This is a genomic window from Planococcus sp. RAB007_Raresut (genome assembly GCF_057369535.1).
Genome location: NZ_JBXYIF010000007.1, coordinates 181,401 through 207,656 on the forward strand (window position 1 = coordinate 181,401; position 26,256 = coordinate 207,656).

At 45.4% G+C, this 26,256-nt stretch carries 24 protein-coding genes; 8 read left to right on the forward strand and 16 right to left on the reverse strand.

The genetic code is table 11. The features are described 5' to 3' along the window. Positions 1-49: 49 nt before the first annotated feature. Positions 50-1,297, reverse strand: coding sequence for an ABC transporter permease (locus AC2Q9J_RS15570; protein WP_499041380.1), 1,248 nt, complete (start codon positions 1,295-1,297; stop codon positions 50-52). Beyond that, positions 1,290-2,189, reverse strand: coding sequence for an ABC transporter ATP-binding protein (locus tag AC2Q9J_RS15575; RefSeq protein ID WP_499041382.1), 900 nt, complete (start codon positions 2,187-2,189; stop codon positions 1,290-1,292). Before AC2Q9J_RS15575 ends, AC2Q9J_RS15570 begins: the two co-directional genes overlap by 8 nt. Before the next feature lie 142 nt (positions 2,190-2,331). On the opposite strand from AC2Q9J_RS15575, the gene AC2Q9J_RS15580 reads away from it, so the two are divergent. Further along, positions 2,332-2,517 (forward strand): YhzD family protein, encoded by a 186-nt coding sequence (locus AC2Q9J_RS15580; protein WP_084242588.1) that lies wholly within the window; start codon positions 2,332-2,334, stop codon positions 2,515-2,517. A gap of 210 nt (positions 2,518-2,727) precedes the next feature. Here the strand turns inward: AC2Q9J_RS15580 and AC2Q9J_RS15585 are convergent, their stop codons facing one another. From AC2Q9J_RS15585 to AC2Q9J_RS15595, 3 genes are all read right to left on the reverse strand, one after another. Then, positions 2,728-3,507 carry an enoyl-CoA hydratase gene (locus AC2Q9J_RS15585; protein ID WP_499041384.1) on the reverse strand — a complete coding sequence of 260 codons (780 nt, stop codon included), beginning with the start codon at positions 3,505-3,507 and terminating at the stop codon, positions 2,728-2,730. Positions 3,508-3,908: 401 nt separating this feature from the next. Continuing rightward, entirely contained in the window at positions 3,909-4,256 is a 348-nt protein-coding gene (locus tag AC2Q9J_RS15590; protein ID WP_499041386.1) for a YlbF family regulator, read from the reverse strand. A gap of 12 nt (positions 4,257-4,268) precedes the next feature. Beyond that, positions 4,269-5,426 (reverse strand): DUF445 domain-containing protein, encoded by a 1,158-nt coding sequence (locus AC2Q9J_RS15595; RefSeq protein ID WP_499041387.1) that lies wholly within the window; start codon positions 5,424-5,426, stop codon positions 4,269-4,271. 73 nt (positions 5,427-5,499) lie between these two features. Here AC2Q9J_RS15595 and AC2Q9J_RS15600 point away from each other — a divergent pair, with 73 nt between their 5' ends. Beyond that, the gene (locus tag AC2Q9J_RS15600) at positions 5,500-5,703 is read left to right on the forward strand and encodes a YheE family protein (RefSeq protein ID WP_499041389.1); all 204 of its coding nucleotides are present in this window, start codon (positions 5,500-5,502) and stop codon (positions 5,701-5,703) included. A gap of 118 nt (positions 5,704-5,821) precedes the next feature. Here the strand turns inward: AC2Q9J_RS15600 and AC2Q9J_RS15605 are convergent, their stop codons facing one another. Together AC2Q9J_RS15605 and AC2Q9J_RS15610 are read right to left on the reverse strand one after the other, a co-directional pair. Next, positions 5,822-7,576 (reverse strand): ABC transporter ATP-binding protein, encoded by a 1,755-nt coding sequence (locus tag AC2Q9J_RS15605; protein WP_499041391.1) that lies wholly within the window; start codon positions 7,574-7,576, stop codon positions 5,822-5,824. 2 nt (positions 7,577-7,578) lie between these two features. Further along, positions 7,579-9,315 (reverse strand): ABC transporter ATP-binding protein, encoded by a 1,737-nt coding sequence (locus AC2Q9J_RS15610; RefSeq protein WP_499041392.1) that lies wholly within the window; start codon positions 9,313-9,315, stop codon positions 7,579-7,581. A 649-nt stretch (positions 9,316-9,964) separates the two neighbouring features. Between AC2Q9J_RS15610 and AC2Q9J_RS15615 the strand changes: the two genes are divergently transcribed. After that, on the forward strand, positions 9,965-10,486 hold the full coding sequence (locus tag AC2Q9J_RS15615; RefSeq protein ID WP_499041394.1) for a universal stress protein: 522 nt from the start codon (positions 9,965-9,967) through the stop codon (positions 10,484-10,486). Positions 10,487-10,649: 163 nt separating this feature from the next. Next, positions 10,650-11,084 carry an arsenate-mycothiol transferase ArsC gene (locus AC2Q9J_RS15620; RefSeq protein ID WP_499041396.1) on the forward strand — a complete coding sequence of 145 codons (435 nt, stop codon included), beginning with the start codon at positions 10,650-10,652 and terminating at the stop codon, positions 11,082-11,084. A gap of 34 nt (positions 11,085-11,118) precedes the next feature. Here the strand turns inward: AC2Q9J_RS15620 and AC2Q9J_RS15625 are convergent, their stop codons facing one another. From AC2Q9J_RS15625 to chrA, 3 genes are read right to left on the reverse strand one after another with little or no spacing between them, the layout of a single operon-like run. Then, complete coding sequence (locus tag AC2Q9J_RS15625; protein ID WP_499041398.1) at positions 11,119-11,742, reverse strand: cyclase family protein; 624 nt, start codon at positions 11,740-11,742, stop codon at positions 11,119-11,121. Next, positions 11,743-13,002 carry a kynureninase gene (kynU, locus tag AC2Q9J_RS15630; protein ID WP_499041400.1) on the reverse strand — a complete coding sequence of 420 codons (1,260 nt, stop codon included), beginning with the start codon at positions 13,000-13,002 and terminating at the stop codon, positions 11,743-11,745. A gap of 11 nt (positions 13,003-13,013) precedes the next feature. Beyond that, positions 13,014-14,183, reverse strand: a complete 1,170-nt coding sequence (chrA, locus tag AC2Q9J_RS15635) for a chromate efflux transporter (protein WP_499041402.1) — start codon at positions 14,181-14,183, stop codon at positions 13,014-13,016. 201 nt (positions 14,184-14,384) lie between these two features. Here chrA and AC2Q9J_RS15640 point away from each other — a divergent pair, with 201 nt between their 5' ends. From AC2Q9J_RS15640 to AC2Q9J_RS15650, 3 genes are all read left to right on the forward strand, one after another. Next, a complete protein-coding gene (locus AC2Q9J_RS15640; RefSeq protein ID WP_499041404.1) occupies positions 14,385-15,701 on the forward strand; it encodes a hemolysin family protein in 1,317 nt (438 codons plus the stop codon). A 65-nt stretch (positions 15,702-15,766) separates the two neighbouring features. After that, positions 15,767-16,669, forward strand: coding sequence for a cation diffusion facilitator family transporter (locus AC2Q9J_RS15645; protein WP_499041406.1), 903 nt, complete (start codon positions 15,767-15,769; stop codon positions 16,667-16,669). 3 nt (positions 16,670-16,672) lie between these two features. Continuing rightward, positions 16,673-17,236, forward strand: a complete 564-nt coding sequence (locus tag AC2Q9J_RS15650) for a hypothetical protein (RefSeq protein ID WP_499041408.1) — start codon at positions 16,673-16,675, stop codon at positions 17,234-17,236. A gap of 41 nt (positions 17,237-17,277) precedes the next feature. Here AC2Q9J_RS15650 and AC2Q9J_RS15655 read toward each other — a convergent pair whose 3' ends face one another. From AC2Q9J_RS15655 to AC2Q9J_RS15675, 5 genes are all read right to left on the reverse strand, one after another. Further along, positions 17,278-18,339 carry a mechanosensitive ion channel family protein gene (locus tag AC2Q9J_RS15655; RefSeq protein WP_499041410.1) on the reverse strand — a complete coding sequence of 354 codons (1,062 nt, stop codon included), beginning with the start codon at positions 18,337-18,339 and terminating at the stop codon, positions 17,278-17,280. 21 nt (positions 18,340-18,360) lie between these two features. After that, positions 18,361-19,662, reverse strand: a complete 1,302-nt coding sequence (locus tag AC2Q9J_RS15660; RefSeq protein WP_499041412.1) for a DUF2254 domain-containing protein — start codon at positions 19,660-19,662, stop codon at positions 18,361-18,363. A 152-nt stretch (positions 19,663-19,814) separates the two neighbouring features. Continuing rightward, positions 19,815-21,014, reverse strand: coding sequence for a cytochrome P450 family protein (locus AC2Q9J_RS15665; protein ID WP_499041414.1), 1,200 nt, complete (start codon positions 21,012-21,014; stop codon positions 19,815-19,817). Between the two features lie 290 nt (positions 21,015-21,304). After that, a complete protein-coding gene (locus AC2Q9J_RS15670; RefSeq protein WP_499041416.1) occupies positions 21,305-22,369 on the reverse strand; it encodes a phosphotransferase family protein in 1,065 nt (354 codons plus the stop codon). A gap of 18 nt (positions 22,370-22,387) precedes the next feature. Then, positions 22,388-23,596 (reverse strand): acyl-CoA dehydrogenase, encoded by a 1,209-nt coding sequence (locus AC2Q9J_RS15675; RefSeq protein WP_499041418.1) that lies wholly within the window; start codon positions 23,594-23,596, stop codon positions 22,388-22,390. A gap of 371 nt (positions 23,597-23,967) precedes the next feature. Between AC2Q9J_RS15675 and rsgA the strand changes: the two genes are divergently transcribed. Beyond that, positions 23,968-25,023: a ribosome small subunit-dependent GTPase A gene (gene rsgA / locus AC2Q9J_RS15680; RefSeq protein WP_499041420.1), complete on the forward strand. Its 1,056-nt coding sequence runs from the start codon at positions 23,968-23,970 to the stop codon at positions 25,021-25,023. A gap of 579 nt (positions 25,024-25,602) precedes the next feature. Here rsgA and AC2Q9J_RS15685 read toward each other — a convergent pair. Beyond that, entirely contained in the window at positions 25,603-26,244 is a 642-nt protein-coding gene (locus AC2Q9J_RS15685; protein WP_499041423.1) for a response regulator, read from the reverse strand. Positions 26,245-26,256: the final 12 nt, after the last annotated feature.

Consider the following 26,256-nt stretch of genomic DNA (forward strand, 5'->3'; position numbering starts at 1 on the left):
AAACTGTTTGCGGAAATCTCTCCACAAACAGCTTTTATGGCCGCTTTCACTATTTTTTATTGCCAAGGCGTATTGCTTTGCCGATATCTTTCAGTGATTGCGAGGAACCATACATCAACACGCCGCCACGGTATACGCGGGCACCGAACCAGCCCAGCACACCAATTGTAAGGAGCATGATGGCGATGGACAGCAACGGTTCCCAAAGAGGAATGTCAAGCATGCCGACGCGAAGGAACATGACCAGCGGCGCAAAGAATGGAATGTAAGAAGAAATAGTGACATAGCTTGCTTCCGGCATACCGATTCCCGAAAATGCAATGAACGATGAAATGATGATCAGGAACATCATCGGCAGCATCAATTGCTGCACATCTTCAGTCCTGCTGACAAGAGAACCAAGCAACGCCGCCAGAACAGCGTAGAGGAAATAGCCCAGCAGGAAAAACAGAACAGCAAACAGGAATGTGCTCACTTTAATCTCCGAGAATCCCATAACGCTGAAGAATCCTTCCGCCATATCCGATCCTGATGTTTTAAAGGCAAAGTATCCGGCAATTCCAAATATCATCATCTGTACAATTCCGAGTGTGCCGATTCCGGCTATTTTCGCAAACATATGCTTTACAGGCGACACACTTGATATAAGGATTTCCATTACTCGTGAAGATTTCTCGTTTGCCACTTCCATGGCAATCATATTCGGATAGTAAATCACTGCCACATAAATCAGCAGGATCAATACATAGACAAGCCCTCTGGCCTGGCTCAGCTCCTCTTCCGTTTTGGAACTGTCGGAAACCGCTTCCCGCTCAAATTCAGCCGGCATGAACAGCTCGCCGACTTCCTCTCCGCTTAAGCCTAGCCTCTCAGCTGTCTGGGCAGTCTGAATCGCCTGTACAGCATTTTCCACATCGGAACCCGCTCCGATTTCGTTTGCCGATTCAGAGACATAGCGGGCTGATAACGTCTCGCCTTCTTCAATTACCAAATAGGATTCAATGGTGCCTTCGGTGATGCCCTGCTGCAATTCCTCTTCTGACATTTCAGTCGGCATAGCCTGAATATCACTTTCAGTCTGTTCGAGTTGAGATTGCAATTTTGGTACCAGTTCACCGCTTTCATCGATTACATGAAGAACCTGCCCTTCCTCATCACTGCTGAAAGATTCAATGATATTTGGCAAGTTCGCCAGCAGGAAAAAGGCAGCTGCGACGATGATGGTCGTGATGATGAACGACTTGGTCCGCGCTTTTGTCATAAAGGCCTGTTTAAAAATAATCCAGAAACTATGCATATGCTTTGCCCACCTTCGCAATAAAGATTTCCTCGAGTGAAGGCTCTTCAATGGAGAAGTGTCTCAGCTGACCCAGCTTCATCGATTCGGCGAGAATTAAATCAGCTGTTGATTCATTGGTTATCTGCAGAACTGCCCCGTCGATGGTGCCGGTATATTTTTCTACTCCAGGCAACTGGCTGAGTGAAGTTAAATCCTGGTCCATTTTAAGGCGCACATTTTGCTTGCCAAAATTCCGCTTCACTTCTCTAATGGAACCGCCAACAACCACTTTACCTTGGTCAAGAATACTCATATCATCACATAACTCCTCGACGTGATCCATCCGGTGGCTCGAGAACACGATAGTGGCTCCTTGTTTTTGCACATCCAATATTGCGCTCTTCAGCATCCCCACGTTTACAGGATCAAGGCCTGAAAATGGTTCATCCAAAATGATCAGCGAGGGTTTATGCACCAATGAGGCAATCAATTGGATTTTTTGCTGGTTTCCTTTCGACAGCTCCTCCACTTTTTTTCCAGCGTAATGAGGAACTTCAAAACGTTCAAGCCATGCATGTGTTTCTTTTTTTGCATCCTCTTTGGACATTTTGCGGAGCTGTGCCAGATAAACCAATTGGTCTTCCACTTTCATTTTCGGATACAATCCCCGTTCCTCCGGCAAGTAACCGATAAAAGGGCTTGATTCGTAAGTAATCGGTTTACCGTTCCAGGTAACTTGGCCATGGGTGGGATCCAATAACCCCAGTATCATCCGGAAAGTAGTCGTTTTTCCAGCTCCGTTAGCTCCTAAAAAACCATGCATCTGTCCTTTTTCGACATTTAATGATAAATTGTCGACAGCGGTAAAATCCCCGAACTTTTTTGTTGCGTGTTCTACGGACAATGCCATTTTAAATCCTCCTTTGGTTATGTATAGTATGTATAATATGTATACGGCGTTTGTCCGGAAATGTTTCAAATAATTGCAGGACATTTCACCAGAAACTCTTTATACTAAAAATGAATAGTGATTCAGAAAGGATTGATCCATGATGAGAACCTATAAATTAACCGCTTTTGAACAGACCGGAAAGTTGATTACCGAAGAGACTTTCACAGCCGAAAACGATGACTTGGCAAAAGAAAAAGGCCGAGAGATCCTAAAGGAAAAAGAACTTGAAGATCAAACGCACCGCCTTGCTTCACCGGCCGGCAAATTATTGCTGTTCCATTCATAGTATCGAAAAGCGACGGCACCCGTTTAGTTCTGAAATGCATAAGAAAGCTCAGTGCGGCGGCCTTGGCCGCGCAACCGAGCTTTTTTATGACCCAAAGAGCGGGGCCGACGGAGTCTAGACACTAACAACTTCTTTTAAGAATAAATATTTGCTGTTCCCGTACCTCTAAAAAGGTGTCCCGCCACTTTGGCAGGACACCTTTTCTTTATTTTATTCCCCTCTGAAATCAGGTTTGCGTTTCTGAACGAAAGCCTGAATGCCTTCCAGATGATCTTTTGTTTTGCGCATCGCTGATTGCGCCGAAGCTTCCATCTCCAGCACCTGCTCGAGTTCCTTCAGCTTCATAGTATGAAGGATATTTTTCGAGGCAAGTTTTGACAGCACAGGTGAACTCAGAACATCGTTTGCGTAATTATCTGCGTGCTCCATGGAGCGGCCCTCCGCCGTCACTTCTTCAATCAGCCCTTTCGCCAGCGCATCATGGGCTTTGAGAGTTTGACCAGCCCAGATGATTTCTTTCGCTTTCGGCACACCAACACGTTCTTTCATGAAGAAATGTCCGCCGCCATCAGGCACAAGGCCGATGCCAATGAAATTCATCGCCAGTTTGCTGTTCTCTTCAGCAATTACATGGTCGCATGCCAGAGCCATAGAGAAACCGAGTCCCGCTGAAGCACCGTGAATAACGGCTATCGTTACTTGTGGAAGCGTGTAGAGGGCTTTCGCGAGCCTGCTTACATCTTTCATAACCAATTCGATATCCATCGGATTGTTCGGATCCATCATTTCTTTGATATCGCCTCCGGCAGAAAATGCCCTGCCTTCTCCGTAAATTTTTACAACGTGGAGTGTGTTGTCGTTATGCAGCGATTCAAAGCAGTCCGCCAGCTCTTTCATCATCTGCCCATTCATCGCATTCATGGAATTTGGGCGGTTTAACACCACATGGCCAACGCGGCCTTGTTTTTCCAATCGGATTGTTTCATACATAGAAAAAAGACACCCTTTCGTAAAAATGAATTGTCATTCATCTTTACTTATTCGGTGTCTTTTTCCAAATCCCTCTATTTTTTACTAAAGGAAATTTTTAATGGATAGGAAAATATAATTTTTTCATAAGAAGATTCTTAGAAAATAGTGTTTCCGTGTCCAGACTCCAGCGGCCCAGCTCTTCGGGTCATAAGTCAATCTAGCTGTGCGGCAAAGACCGCCGCTTCGCTAGCTCGCCTTATGCCTTTCAGAGCTTAACGGGCGCCGTCGCTTTTCTTTGTCCAGACTCCAGCGGCCCAGCTCTTCGGGTCATAAGCCGGCTCAGCTGTGCAGCGAAGAGCGCTGCTTCGCTAATCCGTCTTATGCCTTTCAGAGCTAAACGGGCGCCGTCGCTTTTCTTATTACATGCTTTCATAAAGAGATTGTACAGGTTTGATCAATACGCGGTTAACTTCCTCGATCATTTGGCTAAGGCCCATTTCAGCTTCCAGCATAGCAAGAATCTTCTCGTTTTGCTGAGCAGCCTGAGCTGTAGTTTGCGCACCCATCATTTCTTCTTCAGTGATTTCTTCGCCTTGCTGCTGTTTCTGCTGCAACGAGATTTGAAGATCGCGGAAGCTCTTGAATAATTCATTAGCCTCGTTATCTGATTTCACGTTTTCCACAGCTGCTTCAAGTTTCTGAAATTCCTCTGTCGAACGGAAAGTGCTTTCCAATTTGTTGATGTCGTCATAAATGTTAACTGCCATTATGATTCTCCTCTACAATATATTCAGTACCGAGACTAACACTCCCTGGAGAATACCAACAGCTCCCCCGATAAATGCGCCAAGTACTGTGATCATCTTGAACTCTCTCCGTGAAATCCCCAGAACCAATTCTTCCAGACGGCTCAGCGGCAGAGAATCCACTTGCTCTTTCACCATACTTTCGATATTAATCTTGTGTATGGTCTCTTCCAATTTTTGCTCCCCTTGCTCGAAAATGAAATCGGTGACAAGCGGAGTAAAGTTTTCACTTGTCCATTCTAACCCTCCCGGCCAGGACTGTGCAAGTGTCGTGTTTAAGCGCACTTCAATATTGGCCGTTTCACGGACGTATTGTTTAACCGCTTCCAGTGCCGGATTAAAATCGAATTCCTCAAGCAAAGCATCAGCTCGGCGATCCTGCAATTTATCCCATTCGGCATAAGCGATGGAAACCAGCAATTCAAATGTTTTCGGCGAATTAAGGAATTTGATGATCTCGGGCTGAATCCGGTCCACTAACGGCCTTGATTCACCGAGTATCGAGTGCAGCATATTGCCTATTCTCCCGCGCGAAGCCAAAAATTCGTCAAGCAAAGTTTTTATGGCGCGTCTGCCTTCCACCGATTCGAAGTAATCGGACCCTCTATCAATGCCATACTTCACGGACTGGATCATTTTCACTTCCGCTTCATCTTTCCAGGATTCCGGCATTAATTCGCGGATCGTCTTGCCATCAATATAAGAAAGCAGCGACTCATATTGGCGTTCCACCAATCTATCGATTTTCCGCTCTATCTTTATTTCGACATTTTTTTGGCCCGCTGCATCCAGCCAGTCTTTAAAAGTTTTTGGAGATTCAAATACATGTTTGGCTAGTTGCCGCTGGATCCATTTTTCAGTCTTAACCCGCATTTCTTCATTGAAAAAACGCTTTTTAAAGGTTTCTGGCGTCAGGAGGTGCTCAACCACGGTGCGTCCGAGCTGAGTGGAAAGTTCATCCCGTCTTTTTGGAATAAGTCCGGGTGTGAAAGGAACTCGGAAATTCCCGATATACTTTGCTTCGTACGGCCAAAAAAGCATCTTGATGGCAATATGATTGGTGACGCCACCGATGAGAGCACCGATGAATGCCATAAAAATTAATGTAAGAAGTATATTCAAATTCGTCACTCATTTCTTTTTCATCTTTGTCAATCCTGTTTCCTGCCTTTATAATGAATGCAAGAGACAAAGGAGGATCTGTATGCTGCAGCATTTTAAATTTACACCGATGTTCGAGAATCGCCAATTGCCGGGCTGGAACATCTCATTTTTCTACCAGAATGAACGCATCACAGGAGAATACCATCCCGATGGCACGATCACTTGGGGAAACAAACAGCCTGAGGATGAAGAGGCAGTCAAAAAGATGATTCATGAGCTTATGCTCTTTCATGTATACGATTAAAGCGCTGGAAGGTTCCAGCGCTTTTTTTCATCCGTTCCTTCATTATAAAGTAAAGCGTTGCAAATTTAATAGTAATAGCATTTTTAGTACAGCCGCAAATAAAAAAAGGGAATGTCCCTTACCCGATTTTCTGGGCAGAAGACATTCCTGATTGGATTTGATACATCTGGTAATAAGTGCCGCCGAGTTTCATCAGTTCATCGTGTGAACCGGCCTCCGCAATTTCACCGCGGTCGAGAACCAGGATACGATCCGCATTTTTAATAGTAGATAATCTGTGCGCAATGATGAAAGTCGTTCTTCCTTTTTTCAGCACTTCCATCGCATGCTGGATTATTTCTTCTGTTTCAGTATCGATGTTCGACGTGGCTTCATCCAGTATCAATATGGCCGGATCAAAAGCCAAAGCACGTGCGAATGATACCAATTGGCGCTGGCCGGAAGACAATGTGCTGCCCTTTTCGACAACAGGTTCATCGATGCCATTCGGCAAATGCTTCAGCACCCTTTCGCCTCCGACTTCCTCCAGTGCTTTAATGGCGCGTTCGCGGGTGATGCGCTTATCGCCGAGTGTAATGTTCGATTCGATTGTGCCGGAGAATAGATACGGATCCTGTAATACGATCCCCATATGTTCCCGGACAGCCTGCCTCGACATATCATTGATATTGATGCCATCAATCGTAATGCTGCCTTTGGAAACATCGTAAAAACGGAACAGCAGGTTCATGATGGAACTTTTCCCTGAACCGGTGTGGCCGACGAGCGCAACCGTTTCTCCTTGTTTCGCCTCAAATGTCAGATCTTTCAAGACATACTCTTCTTCTTTGTACGCGAACCAGACATCCTCAAAACGGACATTGCCATGGTATCTTGCAATTTTCTCATCACTGACCTTTTCCCCGCTGCGGTCAAGCAAGCGGAAGACACGCTCAGCAGCCACCAACGCCTGCTCCAATTTCGCAAACTGGTTGACGATTCCGCTGATTGGATTGAAAAGGCGGATGATGTAATCGACGAAGGCATAAAGTACACCCACCGTAACTACTTCGTTGCCGGACATTGTCGTTCCACCGAAATACCAGATGAAAGCGATGAAAACCATCGAACGCAAAACCCCCACCATATTATGTGAGGCTGCAGCTTCTAAAATGAGCAGCTTTTGCTGAAATTTGAAATGAACATTATTCATACTCTCGAATTCTTCTTTCATCTGCTTCTCACGTCTGAATGCCTGAATGATCGTCATCCCTTGGATTGACTCATTGATCATCGCGTTCATATCACTGACCTTTTCACGAACCACGTGATTATATTTCGCAGCATATTTCCGGTAGACCAACATCCATACATATAATAGCGGTACGATGACAAACGTGATCAGTGCCATGCGCCAGTCAAGATAGAATAGGGCCGCATAAATACCTGCCATATACATGAAGCTTGTCGCGAACTGCGACAGCACGGTAACAAATAGTTCCCGAATCGCTTCCGTATCGTTCGTTATGCGGGCCACAACTTTACCTGCCGGCAAGTTATCGAAGTAACGGATCGGCAATCTTTGCACGTGCTCAAAAACATCATTCCTCATTTTTCGGATGATTTTGTTGGCCCCTTTTTGCAATAAGATATATTGCAGATAGCGGAATACGGCAGTGACGATTCCGAGTGCAAAGAATAACGCCAATAGGTAGGCAATCGGTTCAAAATCGATTGCTTCACCGGAAGTTGCGATATGATTGTCTATTATTTCTTTTGCAATAAGCGGTGTCGCCAAGTCTGCAGCGACTGCGATTGCCAGAAAGACGAGGCCGACAATCAACACCCCTTTAAAGTTCAAAGCATAATTTAATAATCTTTTTCCTGTAGTCATTCTTACACCTCCTCAATCTGCTGACGGAGGAATTGTTCGTTATACCATCCATTTTTCTTCAGCAAATCGTCATGCGTTCCTTCTTCGATGACTAGTCCGTCATCCAGTACGACAATCCAGTCAGCATGCTGAACCGCCGACAAGCGGTGCGTGGTGATGATTGTTGTTTTCCCGGAACGTTCTTTTTGAATATTTTCGATGATCCGCGCTTCTGTCTTCGCATCTACAGCGGACAGGGAATCATCGAGTATTAAGATTTCAGGGTTTTTGATCAGTGCTCTCGCAATTGAAATCCGCTGTTTCTGGCCACCCGATAACGCCACCCCTTTTTCACCCACTAAGGTATCAAGGCCATTTGGCAGCATTTCCAAATCTTTGGTGAAGTGGGAAAGACGTATTGCTTCCGCAATGTCTTCTTCGGTCGCATCTGATTTTCCGAACAGGATATTCGCCCGGATCGTTCTTGAAAACAGGACGTGATCCTGCGGCACATAGCCGATCCAGCCTCTCAGCTGATCTTTCGTAAGATCCTGAAGTTCGATTCCGTTCAACAAGATCGAACCTTCCCCTGCGGGATATTCCCTCATTAATTGTTTCACGAAGGTCGTTTTTCCGCTTCCCGTCTTGCCGACGATACCAAGTGTCTGTCCACTGTTCATCGACAGGTTGATGCCTTGCAGATTGATGGAGCTTGACTGCGGATAGGTGAAACTGAAATCACGGAAACCGATATTTTCCGGTTTATCTGCATATGCCGGTTTCGCCGGATCAACAACATCTTCCTCGTAATCCAATGTTTCATTTACACGGTCCAATGAAGCATTGCCCCGTTGCAGGATATTGATCAATTCGCCGATAGCGAACATCGGCCAGACGATCATCCCGAGGTAAACGTTGAATGCCACCAGGTCTCCAAGAGTCATGACCCCTTCCGCGACAAGAAATGCCCCGTATCCGAGTCCGATCATATAACTGATTGCGGTCAGCACTTTTGTTACTGGCGCAAATAGCGCATCAATCCGTTCAACTGCCATATTCTTCTCATAGACATCATCTGTCATTTCAGCAAATTGCTGCTCGGAAGCACGTTCCTGTACATAAGCACGCACTACTCGCACACCGCCGACTGATTCGAGGACACTGTCGTTCATATCGCCGAAAGCGTCCTGCGCCAATGTATAGCGATCATGAATTTTTCGTCCGAGAATCTGAACGACGATTGCCAGAATAGGCAGCGGGATCAATGCCAGTAAAGTCAATTCCCACGATACAAGGAATCCCATCGCAATTATGATAGTTCCCATATACAATGTCGAATCGACCAGCGTCAGTATACCGAATCCTGCGGTTTCTGATATAGCCCGCAAATCGTTTGTCGAACGCGCCATCAAATCGCCGGTTCTGTTCTTTTCAAAGAATGTCGGCGTCATTTTCAAGAAATGTCCCATCAAACTTGAACGCAGCTGGCGCTCGATTACATAAGCACCGCCGAACAATTGATATTGCCAGACAAAGTTAATCAAGTAGGCAAGAATCATTGCAACCGCCAAAACGATAATGTATTGCCATAAAAGTTCTGTGGTCAGCTCATTTTGCGCAATCGAGTCGATGGCGACTCCGATCAACCATGGCGGTATGATTTCCAGCACATTGGCAATAAGCAATAAGCCGACTGCGATTGTATAGCGAATCCAATTTTCTTTAAAAAACCATTTTAATTTCCATAAAACATCAAACATGTACAATTCCTTCTTTCGTTTCCGATTTCAGCTAGTCTCCTTCAAGCGCTTCCTTCGTCATAATTTTTCTTTGTTGGATTTTTTCCATTTTCATATTCTCCTTTGTTTTTTATTTGGCAACTGATCCCCAGTGCCGATTATTTAAACAGCAGGTGCTGGTTAAAATCTTTTCATAACCATAAAAAAGCGCATGCCAATTTTTCTCGGCATGCGCTCAGGAAAATGGACAGGTACTCAGACCGGCCCCGAAACTTCTAGTCACGAAATAAATTCAAAGACAAAAAACAGGATGGCCTGACGTAGATATGAAATTGGACTGAGTGTTTACAAATACTTTTTTCATCGTCAAAACCTCCATTCCTTTAAATTTGATAGTTCAAGCCTACCACTGCCTTTTTTGAATTGTCAAGATTATTTTAAAAAAAGAGAATATTCATTGTCTATATAAGTTAAATTAATGATCTTTAATAATCGTTATTCCGCAATACAGCTGCGCTTTCCAACCCCCATGCTCCTGCATCGCTTCGCTAGCTTCGTCGCAAAGCCTTACCCTCGCAAGCTTCGGACAAGGCTTGGCAAACGAATGTTTTTATTATTTGCCATGAGGGTACTTTCATAATAAGAGTAAAACTTAGCGGGGTGAAAGCATATGTATAAAAGACTGGCAGTAGCATACGATGGTTCAGACGGCAGCAAAATGGCTTTTGACAAGGCTTTGGAATTGAAACAGGATTTTCCTGATCTTCAGTTATCGATTATCTATGTTAATGAAGAAACACAGGACAGCATCGGTTTCATGAGTGCAGGAGATGCTTCGGCCCCTGTAACCTCATCTAATGTCGACAGCACATACGCGCAGTTCATGCCTTATGGAATTGGGGATAATGGCGGCAGCAGAGTGCCTAGAGACCCGATGGAACGGCCAGCCGAATTTTCAAAGCACATGCATAACTCGATACAGCAGCAATTGGACGAGAAAAATATCGAGGCAAATGTTCTGGCTTTGGAAGGCAATGCTTCAAAAACCATCCCAGCCTTCATTGATGAACAAAAAATCGATTTGTTGGTTGTGGGAAATAGCGGAAAATCCGGTATGCAAAAGTTCTTCGTCGGATCTGTCAGCAAGAAGTTACTGAAAGAAGCATCTTGTTCGGTTCTGGTCGTTAAATAATATTTTTCTCTTTGGGAGAGCCCGGCTGACAGCATTTTAAGTCGCTTTAAAAATGATAATTTCGTGCTAAATCCGTCACAATTATATTAGTTTACTTCAGTTTGAAATGGGTAAACATTACTAAGTATAGAAAACTCGAAACAAAGGAAGAAGGAGAACAGCCATGTCTAAGCAAACTGTCTACTTTCTGTCTTCACACCAGCACCGTGGACTGATGGCTGAGATATGGGCAAATCGCCTCGAACTTCCTGACTGGGAAATTCGGAGCGCCGCTTGGAGTCAGCCTTCAATCAGCGAGACTCCAATGGAAATCATGAAGGAAATCATTCTCGATCTGCCAGAGGTGGAACCGAGATCCTATAATCACGATGAGGTCAGCGAAGCGGATTTGATAATCGCGATGCATGACGGTGAATTGGAACAAGATGATATACCTGCAGATTTGCCCGCTCAAAAATTATTGCGATGGGATATCCGAAATCCGGAACTTCGGTCGTTGGATGAAACAGAACAATGGGCTCTATATCAAGAGATCTGTGATGAAATCGCCATGAATATAAAGAATATGGAAAACTATTTCCGGTCTGATTATATGTAAAAACCTTCACCCGATTAACAGGTGAAGGTTTTTTTTATTTATAAAGAACTGCTCGTACTGGGCTTCCCTCTGCGCCTTTGATCTTTAACGGCAATGCCGCTAATTGATAGACGCCGGCCTCAATGTTATCCAGCACTATGCCTTCCAGGATAAATCGGCCGTTAGCATTCATAGCCTGATGCATCGGCAATTCCTTGCTGGTTTCCTGGTCGACTGATGGCACATCGACGCCAAGCAGCCAAATCCCTTTTTCTTTCAACCACACAGCAATCGATTCATCGAACACCGGCCAAGCTTCTGGAAACTTCGTCCGGTCTTTCCAAGTGCATGATTTCAATAAAACCGCCGTCACCCCTTCGCCGGGTTCCGGCAAATTTTCGCTGGTTATCTTCTTCAGCCCTTGCACATCAACGACTTGCGCAGTGCTGAGATACACTTCAAGCGGCATTTCTTCTATTGTTAAACCGTTGTCATCGTAATGGAACGGCGCGTCGATATGGGTGCCCATATGTGTGCTTGTTTTAATTTCGCCGACATTCACGGAACCGCTTTGTTCCTTTGTCACCGAAAGTGAATATTCGAACGGACGGTCTCCCGGCCATTCAGGGGTCTCTGCATTCAATTCCATGGAAATATCGAAAATCTTTTTGGTTTTCATTTAAGCCACCACATTTCTTTCATTGCTGTAATTCTTGAACAATTCTTCAGCCATGATTTTTTTAAGTATTCCTACTGTGCGCTCCACGTCTTCAAAAGAGGTATATAAAGCGACCGGAGCGAGGCGGATAATATTCGGTGCTCGGAAATCCGGCACGACACCTTCATCTTTCAGCGCTTTGCAGATTCTGGCGGCTTCCGGATGGGACAGCGCAATATGCCCTCCGCGTTCCTCGTCCTGCCGCGGTGTTACATCTTTAAGTTCCGGCACATGCAGAGCCAATTGCTCACGAAGCAGTAACGTCAATTGCAGGGATTTATCACGGACACGAGCGATATCTGCTTCTTCAAAAATCTCGATGCTGCCGAGAAGCGGCGCCATACTGAAAATATTCGGCGTACCGATCTGATAAGCCCCTGCTCCTTCCGCTTTGCTGAATTGATGATCCATATCGAATTGTTTTGCTTTATCAGAGCCGAACCATCCCGCATTACCGGGCAATAAATGATGGTGACGCTCATGAATATAAAGGCCGCCCGTTCCGCCTGGACCTGAGTTCATATATTTATAATGGCACCAAACCGCAAAATCCACCTCGTCCTGATGAAGCCTATGGGGCATGGCCCCAATCGAATGGGCTAAATCGAATCCAACCAGTATCCCTTTCGCATGGGCCGCTTCCGTGATTTCCCGAATAGCCAATAACTGGCCGCTGCGGTAGAGCACGGAAGGCAGCAAGACGATTGCAACGTCTTCTGAAAGTTGTTCCACTATATCTTCCAATTCCAATGTATAGCCGTTTCGGCTTTTCACCTTCCGCATGAATTGCTCTGGATCGAGGCCGCGCAAACGAAGATGGCTTTCAACCGCATAAATATCAGATGGGAAATTCAGTTCATCGACAAGAATAACCGCTCTTTCTGCTGTCGGCTGAAATAGTGTCGATAACATCTGGTGGATATTCGCTGTGATCGAACCTGTCACCATCACTTCGTTCGCCTTAGCACCCACAAAAGGAGCAATGCGTGAACTCATATCCTCCGCCAGCGTAAACCAGGGGTTCTCACCTTCTGTCCATCCATCGATGCCGAAACTTTTCCAGCTGTCCATTAAGCTGAGCAATTTAGCTTCTGCCCGCTTCGACATCAAGCCGAGTGAATTTCCATCCATATAGATTTGTCCTTCTTCCATATAAAACTCATCTTTGAAATTTTTCAGCAGATCTTGCTCATCCAATTGTTGGGCGGTCACCATTGTCATCTTCCTTTCATCTATAGGAATGCATACATTACAGCTCCGAGGATCGCGGTAATGAGAACGACTATCCAAGGGGCGAGTTTAAAATAGACTAACATGGCAAATGCAATTACCGCAACGGCAAAGTCAGCTGGGCCTTGGATTGCTGAAGTGAATACAGGATCATAAAGCGCCGCGAGCAGGATGCCCACCACTGCAGCATTTACCCCTTTCAATGCAGCCTGGACACCTGATTTTGTGCGAATAATGCTCCAAAACGGCAACGTCCCGATTACCAGTAAAAATGACGGAAGAAACATGGCGAAGACCGCTACCAAGACGCCCCATCCACTGCCCATCAATTGCCCGAGGTAAGCGGAAAGCGTAAAGAGCGGACCTGGAACCGCCTGTGCGGCACCATAGCCGGCAATGAATGTATCCGCATCCATGAAGCCGGGTACTATTTCCCTTTCAAGCATCGGCAGGACAACGTGTCCGCCGCCAAATACAATAGATCCGACGCGGTAAAAGATATCAAAAATCGCATAATAACTGGATTCGATTATAGGGCGCAGCAACGGTAATCCAATCAGCAATCCAGCGAAGATGGTCCATGCGGCTATACCTGTCTTTTTGCCGAAAGTAAGCACTAGTTTGACGGCTTCCGGTGCTTTATCATTTCTGTAAATCAGAAAGCCGATGATCCCCGCTATGACGATGACTCCAATCTGGGCCCAAGCTGTCGGCACCAATAAAATGGCGGCTGTCGATAAAACGGCGATGGCGACCCTTTGCCTGTCCGGAACCAATGATTTCCCCATTCCGAGCAACGCGTGTGCAACGACGGCGACCGCTACAATTTTCAACCCTTGTATCCAGCCCGTATCAAACGCCGCTCCCGAAATGAACATCGCGAACAAAGCGAGAATCAGTACAGACGGCATAGTAAAGCCGAACCACGAAAGGAATCCTCCGAGAATCCCCCCTCTCAGCATTCCTATTGAAATACCGACCTGTGAACTGGCAGGTCCCGGCAGAAATTGACATAAAGCCACGATATCGGCATAAGATTTATCATCCAGCCATTTTCGTTTCTCTACGTATTCATCCCTGAAATATCCAAGGTGGGCAGTCGGACCGCCAAATGAGGTCAATCCCAGTTTTGTCGAAGCTTTTAAAATTTCCAAGTACTTATTCTGTGCCATTCGAGCCTCTCCTTTTTTACTTACTATTCATTTAAGCATAACTGATTGCTTATATGAATTAAATTACAGGCATGTAAATTTTATTGACGGAATTATTTGTTTTTTCATTTTTCTTCCCGTATCATTAAATTAATTTATATTTCTCCGCGGGAGGTGCAAACTTTGTTTCACTCATCTTTGTGACTGAAGCAAAGGACTTATTTGGATATAGCCATACAATTGACGGTATTTATCTTGCTTATTATCGCAGCTGCTTTCTTTTCGGCAAGCGAATACGCTATTGTAAAAGTCCGCAGCAGCCGGATTGATCAATTGATAGAAGAAGGAAATCGCAATGCCCTGGCTGCCAAACGGGTCATTACGAATGTAGATGACTATTTGTCCGCATGCCAGATCGGGATCATGATTTCTGTTCTCGGGCTGGGCTGGCTTGGCCATGCCTCAGTTATCGATGTTATCACTCCCTTGACAGCAAGCATGGGCATAACGGAAAATATTGCAGGCGTGCTGGCTTTCTTTATCGCTTTCTTCATCGTTCTCACGGCTTTAACGATAGCTGGCGAACTTGTACCAAAAACGATCGCTATCCATAAAGCTGAGCAAATTACATTGGCTACAGCCAAACCGCTGATTGTTGCGTATCACCTAATGTACATACTTCTCTGGTTTTATCATAAAACGACCAGGCTGGTAGCCGGCTTGTTCGGTGTCAGCCAGGTTTCACAATCAGATATCGGCCATACGGAGGAAGATTTGAAAATCATTCTTGCGGACAGTCTGGAAAAAGGAGAAATCAATCCTTCCGAATATGCCTTCGTCAATAAAATCTTTGAATTCGATGAACGCATAGCGAAAGAAATAATGGTTCCGCGAACAGAAATGAAAATCATTGAAAAAGATCTCACACTAAAAGAAGTCTTCGAAAAAGCGGGAATCGAACAATTTACCCGTTATCCGGTCATTGACGGGGACAGAGACCATATAATCGGCGTCCTAAACATGAAATACCTTTTAACCGCCTATATCCGAAATCCGCTGAACGGGGATAAAGCGGTTGAAAACTTTGTACTCCCAGTCATCCAGGTGATCGACTCCATGCCATTAAGCGAGTTATTGCTGAAAATTCAGCGTGAACGGATCCACATGGCGATTTTGCGGGATGAATACGGTGGTACCGCGGGACTTGTTACAATTGAAGATATCATTGAAGAAATTGTTGGCGATATCCAGGATGAATTCGATTTGGAAGAAGTTCCTGAAGTCCAGAAAATGGGTGAAGACCATTATATCTTCAGTGCCAAGATGCTGATTGAAAGCATTAATGATATACTGGATATTGAAATTGACGAAGAAGATATCGATACGATCGGTGGATGGATGATGAGCATGAATTTCGACGCCATCCCTGGAGAAAAGATTATTGAACAGGGCTATGAATTTCAGATCAAGGAAGTCGACGGCCATCATATCCTTTACCTGGAAGTCCGTAAAATTGAAGAAACCGAAAACGAAGAATAGCAAAGGCGACTCTCATGCGGGGGTCGTTTTCGATTTGTAAAAGGGATTTGGAGGAAGGAAACTTTATGGAGTTATACACAAATTTACGCCGCGGGGAAAAAGGTGCCTGGTTAAGCATCGGTGCTTATGTTTTCCTCAGCACATTAAAACTCATATTCGGGTTCGCCGGATCCTCTGAAGCGCTGAAAGCGGATGGATTGAACAACCTGACTGATATCATCGCTTCCGTCGCCGTATTGGTCGGGCTGCGGATATCCCAGAAACCGCCGGATGAGAACCACCACTATGGCCACCTCCGGGCCGAGACGGTCGCTTCCCTTTTGGCATCATTCATCATGGCTGTGATCGGTCTTCAAGTTTTACTCGGTGCTGGACGGAATCTGTTCAATCCGAGCGAACAAACAGAGCCTTCCCTATATACCGCAGGCATCGCCTTTTTTTCAGCACTCGTCATGTATGGCGTTTATCGTTATAACTTAAAGCTGAGCCGTGAAATTAACAGCAGTGCCGTAAAAGCTGCTGCATACGACAACCGCTCAGATGCACTTGTCAGTATAGGTGCCGGAATCGGGATTCTAGGTGCTATCCTTGGTGCTCCTGTCATTGATATTATTACGGCCTTTATCGTCGGGTTGATCATTCTCAAAACCGCTTTGGATATTTTCAAGGAATCTGTGATGACATTGACCGATGCCTTTAACGAAGATGAAGTTGAAACCTTATCAGCCATCATCCGCAAAGTGCCGGGAGTCCGGAAATTGAGTGATTTCAAAGGACGTCACCACGGCAATGTCATGTTTGTGGATCTTACGATCGAGGTCGATCCTTTGCTGAACGTGACGGAAAGCCACTGGATAACGGAAGAAATTGAAAGAAAAGTAAAAAAAACGAAACCTAATTGTGTGGTACTCGTACATATAGAACCGGACTATTCTGAATATGACGATCCGACACAAAAGGGGGACTAGACAATGTACGATTTTGTCGATCAAAAGAGAATAATATATATTACATTTGCGGTCATTTTATTTATTTCTGCCTTAATCGCGCCATTTGCTATTTTTTATCCTATAAAAGCCATGTTCATTACTCCTGAGGCAATAGCTATCAACACTTCACCTGTGTCACTCGTAACAGGAGGGATAGGTCTGGTTTTATTAGCTGCCGGCCTTATCGTATTGGCTAATGTTGAAAAAAGGCTGATGAAATATGGAACAGCGAGTCTACTGTTCGTTGCTGGGATGATTGGAGTCAGCTTTTCATTAACCGATTATTTTTATGTAACACCTGAAAAATTCGTTTTAAATGCTCCATTCACTTTTACATCTGAAGAATACGAATGGAATGAATTCGATAAAGTCGAAGAAAATATCATCAAAGAAAACGGCATGACCAAAGTGGATTCGTTAACTTTCTATATGGAAAATGGCAAAGTCATTAGTATGCCTGCCGGTTCACTTGCAGCAATGAGCGGCAGCATCATCAATAACGTCCAGGCTTCAGGCGGTGCCCATGAACGGATTGCAGAAGAATAAAACAACGAATAAAGCCCCTTGCCTTCAACTGGCACGGGGCTTTATTCATCGGCCGGCGAATGCGCTTTGGCCAGTTCAATATCATTTTCAAAAAACAGTTTTGCAATAGCGTGCCTCAGCCTGCTTTCCAATTGTTCCTTCATCGAGACATCGACCACATGCACCTCCACTTGGAAGTCCAGTGCAGAATTACGGAATCCGATAAATCGGACATCAGGCTTTTGATCAAGAGGAACCCCCTTCATCGCCGGGATTTCCAGATCTGCTGCTTCGAAGATTAACCTTTCGACTTTTGAAGTATCACTGCCATACGCCACACTGACTTCTACTCTCGCAAATAATTCGGCACTGGAACGGTTTTTAACGATTTGCTCTATGAAATATTGGTTGGGAACAACCATAGTTCCATCTTTCAATGTTTCAACCACAGTAGAGCGCAGTTTGATCCTCGTAATTCTGCCGATTTTCTTATCGATCTCGACCATTTCGCCCACTTCCATCGGCCGTTCAAAAAGAATGATGATGCCAGATACGAAGTTCGCCGCTATATTGCGGACACCGAAGCCGATTCCGATGCCGAGCACGCTGAACACGACACCCAACGCGGTGAGATCCAGGCCGACAGTTGTGAAGCTTAAGGCAAGAGCCAGAAACATCACCGTATAATAAATCAACCTGTTGATTGTGAAACTCAATCCGACATCGATATCGAATTGTTCATAAATGAAAGGCATTACGTGCCGGTTGAAAGTCTTAACGATCCTGCTGGCGAATGTCACTATCATGACGACCACCACAATCAGAAAGACAGATACTTCCACACCGTCTGTTTCATAAAATGCATAAGTCAGCCAGCTTTCTTTCCAAAAATAAAATAAGAACAGAATGATGGAACTATAAAAAGCGAGCCAATTCAAGATCGCTTCAATGATCAGTAAAACTCTTTCTTTATACCGTGTGTGCTTCAATGCAAATTTGAAGACCCACTCTACCGTCAGCTTGATGACAAAGATCAATGATAGATAAACAAAAAACATAAAGAATTCTCTAACGGATAAATCCTTGAGCACGTCTATGCCACTGAACAACTGGCTGTTATCCATTCATTCTGCCTCCCCTCCTGTTTAATCTTCATTGAAAGCCAAAAGATTAACCGTTCTTTTGTTCACTCTTTCAGCGAGAATATCCATTTTCTTTTGCAGAAACAGCCTATCCATTGACTTCAGGTTCTTCGTATCCACACCTTCTAATACATACATTTGAATATCCCATAAATCGCCGTAATGTTTTTCAGGCACCGATTCCGCCGTAATAATCAATGAATCCGTTAAAGCCCCAAGTACCGAAATATCTTCTTTACCGTAATAGGCAAACTGGTAATACACCTTATAAAGTATCTCTTTAAAATCAGGGTACGGGTAGAGTATGCGGCCATTGCCCTCCTGATCTACCAGCACGACTTCATCCGTTTTAAGGTTGCCGATTTTCCCCAATAAGTTGCCAAGTCTGATCACGATATCATTGGCGGTGTTCGGATCGTTGATGCCGGGTGATATCGCTCGAAGTGAAATCTCCACCAGCTTTTGCAGCGCGAATTCTATGTCCTGTTCAGAAGTCCGCTCGTCTCCAATTACAAAAAAATCATTGATCTGGAATTCTTCTGATTCAGTCATATAGACATTTACGATGAATTTGTTTTCATGGACGTAATCACCTATGCAAGCCAATATTTCGATTTCCATGCCATTTTTTTCTGCAAATTCCAAGAGTTCATCAAAGTATATATAGCCAATAAAGCCCGCTTTTCCTGTTGAAAAAGACTGCTTGATGCCATCGGGTCTCCATATCGTTCCCACATCAGTGCTCTTTTCCCATAAATCTTCGAACTTTCCGATTACCCGTTCCGTATCTCCCACGAGATCAATCACTAGCTTTCCGACTTGAACGGTTGTGGAGATATGATGAATGAAATAAGCAAAAGTTGCTAAACAGAAAAAGGCGATCAGGATGCCGATGAATGTGGAAATGACATCGTGGCTGTAAAGGTGGGCCCGCATAAACAACAGCGATAAAGTATTGTAGATAAACCCGCCAAGAAATATCCCCAACACCCTCCACGTCAGCCGGTCGTGTACAAAATTCTTTAAAGTTCTAGGTGAAAATTGTGAGGAATACATTGTCAGCACCACGAGGATGGTTGAGAATGTAAAAGTGGTCATCGTCAGCAACGCGCCTGATAAATTACCCATGATGGTTTTTGCCAGGTCGACATTCGTTAAAAGAATTGAAGGTATGTACTCACTGTACGATTCGATTAAATACAAATCGATATAAAAGAAGATGATCGACAAAGCCACGGCAAAAATACTGTAGACAGCCGGGGTCACCCATAATTTTTCTTTGATCCAAAAAGTGAAATTTTTCATTATAACTTCCCCCAATTCATCCTATATAAAATATTTCCCCTGTTACCGCCTGTAACAAACACTTTAAACAGGTTTTCCGGCGTTCTCACAATTTCCGCTGAAATAAAAAAGCCCCCTTAAGCAGGAGCTATTTTTCCAATAGAAAGCACATCTTATGTTTTTGGATTAAAAACGGGAATCTCTTTTACGCCCCTCACAATCATGCCCGGCCGCCACTTCAGTTCGCTTTCAGGAACACGCAGCTTCATATCAGGAAACCGTTCCATCAGCTTGCTGATAGCTATCTTCCCCTCAAGCCGTGCAAGCGGCGCACCGAGGCAATGATGAATGCCTGTTCCAAAAGCGAGATGCGGGCTCTTATCCCGGCTGATATCAAATACTCCAGGGTCATGGAATTTATCAGGATCGCGGTCCGCTGCATTCAAGGCAACCACCACCAATTCTCCCCGCTTGATTTCTTTTCCTGCAAACTGAAGATTTTCACTCGCCCATCTTGATGTACTGAATTCAACGGGCCCATCAAAACGCAATGATTCTTCTACTGCTCCTTCAATCAGCTCTGGTTTTTCAAACAATAATTCTTTTTGTTCAGGATTTCTAATCAGGTTCAGAAAACTATTCCCTATCAAATTGACCGTCGTTTCGTGGCCAGCGATGATCAACAAGGTTACAAGACCGTATAATTCCTTTTCCGTCAATCGATCCCCAGCTTCTTCAGCTGCAATCAGCTTGCTGATCAAATCGTCTTTCGGCTCCTGCCTTGTTTCGTTGAACCATTCTCCCAGATAACGGATAAAATCATTCATATGCTGATAAACACTGACACCAGGTTCACCGCTGCTTCCTTCAATTAATGAATTCGACCAGATCCGAAATTTATCGCGATCTTGTGCTGGAACACCGAGAATTTCGCAAATGACGATAATCGGCAAAGGAAAAGCAAAATCGTCAATCAGATTGATTTCCTCTTTGTACTCCATATCGTCCAAAAGTTGATCGGTTATTTCTTCAATGCGTTCTTTCATGCCTTCGATGACCCGCGGCGCAAAGGCTTTTTGCGCCAATCCCCGAAGACGGCGATGATCTGGCGGATCAGAAAAAAGCATATTCTGTGTAAAAACACTCATTCCGTCCATAGAGCCTCCGTAAAGTTTGCTGAAGTCTTTGATGAAGCGCGGCTCTTTCAAAGCTTCCACCGCTTCAGTATAGCCTGTAATCAGCCATCCCTGCTGTCCATCCGGAAACCGGGTTTTATAGACCGGGTCTCCCTCACGCAGCTGCGCGTAATATGGATAGGGATTCTTCACAAATCCTTCTGAAAATAATTGCTGGCCGTATTTATTGACGTCCATCACAACGCCTCCTTTCTCTATTGATACCCGCTGCCAACCATTTTTTTCTCCGCCAAATCACCTAAAAATGAAAAGCGGAAGCGCCCGTCTAGCCCCGACAAGCGCTGGAAGCGGTGACGATAATGGCGTTCTTTGCCATTAACGGCAAAGCTGAAGCGACTCGAGGGGCTGGGTGCTGAAGTCTGGACACGGAAACACTTCTCCCTAAGAACCTTCATACTAAAAAAGTTATACATTCTGACCCATTAAAAAGAAAAGACCGGGAATCCCGGCCTTCTTTTTATCCGTTTCTATTTTGTTGCAGTTCCAAGTGCATAGCGGATCAGGCTTTTGACGAATCGATCGAAATTCGCAAATCTTGGATCCTGCGTCTGCCCATTTTTATAGCGGAAATAAATCTGCTGGACAATGACGGCCAGCTTGAAATAAGCGAACGTCAGATAAAAATCAATTTGCGAAACGTCCCGTCCGCTCTTTTCCGCATAGCTGCGAATAAATTCCTCACGAGTATAAAATCCTTCATTGACAGTGACAGGAGGTTTGCCCATCCCCTTTTTCAGAAGTTCGGGATCATCTGCTTGAATCCAATAACTCATCGCCGCGCCCAAATCTGCCAGCGGATCGCCCACAGTTGTCATTTCCCAATCAAAAAGTCCGGTAATTTCCGTATAATCTTCACTGAACAGCGCATTGTTCAATTTAAAATCGTAATGGATGATAGTCGGCTCCTGGGATTCCGGTATATTGGCCAGCATCCACTTCTTCAGAGCTTCCACTTCTTCAATATCATCTGTTTTCGCGCGGTCATACCGGCCAATCCAGCCATTGACTTGCCGTTCCATAAATCCATCCGGTTTCGCCATGCCGGCAAGCGCCGTTTTCTTATAATCGATGGCATGAAGTTCAACCAGCGTATCCACCATCTTCTCGGATATTTTCCTGCAGAGTTCTGCAGTCGCTTCTGTTCCTGCTGGAAATTCTGTATCCAGCACAATGCCGTGCCGCCTTTCCATGACGAAGAACGGACTTCCCGTTATAGAAGTTTCTTCTGAAAATAGATACGGTTTTGGAGCTGCCGGAAAAATCGGAGCTAATGACTGCAGAATTTTGAATTCCCTTTCCATATCATGCGCTTTTGGAGCCACTGGTCCAAGCGGTGGTTTACGCAATACACCTTCCCATTCCCCAATTTTCAGTGCATAGGTTAAGTTGGAATGGCCAGCGCCAAACTGGCGGATTTCAAGTTCGCCTTCAGGAAGTCCATCAATTGACGAGCGAAGAAATTCCTCAAGTTTTTGCAGATTAATTTCTTCCCCTTTTCTAACTGGAATCGTTGCTTGTGTAAAATCCCCCATTTGGATAACCCTCATTTCCTATAAGTATTTTTTTAATTCCAGCTTAGCAATTTGGCTTCTGTGTACTTCGTCCGGTCCGTCCGCCAGTCGAAGCGTCCGCGCATTCGCCCATTGTGCCGCCAAAGTGAAATCATCGCTGACACCCGCTGCTCCAAATGCTTGAATGGCTCTGTCGATAACGCGCAAGGCCATACTTGGTGCAGTGACCTTTATCATCGCTATTTCCGCTTTCGCTTCTTTATTGCCCACCGTATCCATCATATAAGCCGCTTTCAACGTCAAAAGCCGTGCCTGTTCAATATCAATGCGCGAGTCCGCTATCCATTCCCGGATTACGCCTTGATTTGCCAAAGGCTTGCCAAATGGTGCACGCTCGGCAACTCTGCGGCACATTTCTTCAAGCGCCCGTTCAGCAGCTCCAATCAGCCGCATGCAATGGTGGATTCTGCCGGGTCCTAGTCTTCCCTGCGCAATGGCAAAACCTTTGCCTTCTCCCCAAATCATATTGCCAGCCGGAACACGGACATTATCAAAATTGATTTCAGCATGGCCGTGCGGTGCATGGTCGTAACCGAAAACCGGCAGCATCCGTTCAATCGTTACGCCCGGTGAATCCAAAGGCACCAGGATCATCGATTGCTGTTCATACTTCGGGGCATCCGGATCATTTTTCCCCATTACAATCGCAATTTTACAGCGCGGATCGCCAGCCCCTGAAGACCACCATTTTCTGCCGTTGACGATGTATTCTTCTCCGTCTCTAGTGATTGTTGCGGAGATATTCGTCGCGTCACTCGACGCAACATCCGGTTCAGTCATCGAAAAGCATGAACGAATTTCACCGTTCAACAGCGGTTCGAGCCAGCTCTTCTTCTGTTCATCTGTGCCGTAACGGACCAATACTTCCATATTGCCGGTATCCGGCGCTCCGCAATTAAAGACTTCCGGTCCAATCAGCGATCTGCCCATAATTTCACACAGCGGCGCGTATTCCTGATTAGTGAGACCTGCTCCATACTCACTGTCAGGGAGAAAGAGATTCCACAGCCCCTGTTCTTTCGCTTTCTGTTTTAACTCCTCCATAACCGGCGGCACTTGCGCCCATCGATTGTTTTGTTCATTCAGCTGCTGTTCAAAAATTTTCTCATTCGGATAGACATGCTCTTCCATGAAGCTGATCAAGCGTTTCTGCAAATCTTTTGTTTTTTGGGAATAGGAAAAATCCAAAATAACTTCCACCTTTCTTTATACTGACCAGTTGGTATGTTCAGAATATTAATTTAATGGTAGCCTTTCTGCTTAGTGTTTGCAAGAGTTTGAAATGCCTTCTGCTGAATTATCTTAAAAATTGGAATCATAAATAAAAAATAGATTGACCATTTCAGAATTATCCGGTATCTTAAAGATAACTTGAGGAAAGAGGTGGGGTATTATGGCTATTCATATCATTGCAACGAAACAGCAAATCCAGTCTATAGTATCCCGCTCCGTGTATCGCTGACGATACGCTTCTTCCATTATGCCCGGGAACCATGGACTGCGATTTGCAAGACGCATCCATGGTTTTTTATTATGCATAAAAATTGGAGGAACTCAAATTGACAATTATTGAAAATTACGGCTGGAACGAAAACTGGCAGGAGAAAATTGAAACAAACGGTGTGCCGGGACGTGTGGTGCTCGAACATAAAAATCTTTACCGCGTAGTTACAGATCACGGCGAATGGCTCAGCTCCCTGTCCGGAAAATACAGGCACAGCCATGCGAAGTCGGAATTCCCCAGCGTTGGCGACTGGGTCGTTGTCGAACAGATGCCGGGCGAACAAAAAGGAATCATTCATCAAGTCCTTTCCCGCATCTCCAGCTTCTCACGAAAAGCGGCAGGTGAAACTTCTGATATCCAGACGATTGCGGTGAATGTGGACTATGCATTCCTCGTGATGTCATTGAATCACGACTTTAATGTCCGGCGGCTTGAACGTTATTTATTGGCAACATGGGATTCGGGAGCAAATCCGGTAATCGTATTGACCAAGAAAGACCAATGTGACGACCTAGAGCCTTATTTGAAAGAAACGGAATCGGTCGCGTTCGGCGTGCCGGTCCATACAGTTTCCAGTGTCACACTGGAAGGAATCACTGAGTTACAGAATGTGCTGTCCGGCTCCAAAACAGGTGCTTTGCTCGGTTCCTCCGGCGTCGGCAAATCTTCTCTGATCAATGCGCTCGCCGGCACCGAACTGATGGCAGTCCAGGAAATCCGGGAAGATGACAGCAAGGGGCGGCACACCACAACTCACCGCGAGATGGTGCTGCTGCCAAGCGGCGGTCTGCTGATCGATACACCGGGAATGCGGGAATTTCAGCTCGGTGATTACTCCGAAGGCGTGGAATCCGGCTTCACGGATGTGGAAACTTTGGCGGATGCCTGCCGTTTCCGTGACTGCGCCCATGGCAATGAACCCGGCTGCGCAATCCGTGAAGCGCTTGAAACAGGTGAACTTGAGCCTGAGCGATTCCGCAGCTATGTAAAATTGAAACGGGAACTTGCCCATATGGAACGAAAAAGCGATCTGGCAGCACAAAAAGCCGAGCGCTCGAAATGGAAGCAAATCACGAAAGATTCACGTAAACGGCCGGTTAAAAAGCGCTGAAATGAAAAAAGAGGCAAGACGCACTTGATGCGTCTTGCCTTTGCTTGTCGAGAAAAATATAGTTTTAAAACCGATATTCCGCAAAACAGCTTCGTTTTCAAAACCATGCTCCTGCATCGCTGCGCTAGCTTCGTCGCAAAGCGCTGGCCGAAATACTTTGGCCGCACTTGGCTACTCGCGCTGAGCTAACTCGTGCTCGTTCCACTTCGCCCGAGTGGATCTCAGCACTTCACTTGGTCGCCTGGGAGTCTTCGCTGTTTTGCTCCATATCTCAATTCGCTTTCTATAATAGAAAAGTCTTTTACTTTTAATGTCTGAAGAAGATGTTCCTTCAGTTAAGACGAAACTTAAATGAAGCGTCAGGCGGCGAAATGCAAAGATGTGCTCCTGCATCGCTGCGCTGGTTCGTCGCAAAGACTTGTCCTCGCATGCTTCGGCCAATGTCTTTCCTGCAGGAAATAGAGCGAGTCCTGAGACCCCGCAGGGAGCCTAGCGACTGAGGAGGCTCAGGCAGCTCCCTGCGGAACGCGTCCGCCTAAAGCGAAATGATTTGAGAAGTGTCGGTTTCTTGCCTCTTTTCTATTCCATCCCCGCTTCTGTCAGCCCATGCTTTACCGCATAAAGAGCAGCCTGTGTGCGGTCCTGCACTTCAAGTTTCGTAAAGATATTGGAAATATGCGTTTTCACCGTTTTTTCCGTCACATATAACGCCGACGCGATTTCCCGGTTGCTTTTCCCTTTCGTCAACTCAGCCAGCACTTCTTTTTCACGCGGTGTCAAAAAATTGACGGTATGCGGCGCTGGTTCTGCCGGACCTTTCATCAATTCAGAAGTCGCCTTCGGATGCAGCGTATTTTCGCCTCTCATTAAGCTTCGCAACGATTCCACCAGCTCATCCGGTTCGATATCTTTCAGTTGATAGCCCGCCGCTCCCGCTTCGATCGCCGGCACGACGTGGTCACGGTCCGAAAAACTGGTCAGCATCAGCACAATGATTCCAGGATGCTTTTCCTTTATTTTGCGTGTAGCCTGAATTCCGTCCATGACCGGCATCACCAAATCCATCAACACAATATCAGGACGGAGTCTCTCAGCCATTTCGACCGCTTCCTTGCCATTCACCGCTTCACCGACCACTTCAATATCTTTTTGGGTCTTCAGAAAAAACAGCAGCCCTCTCCTGACTACATGATGATCATCCGCTATTAAAACCTTCATCATTCCATCCCCCTC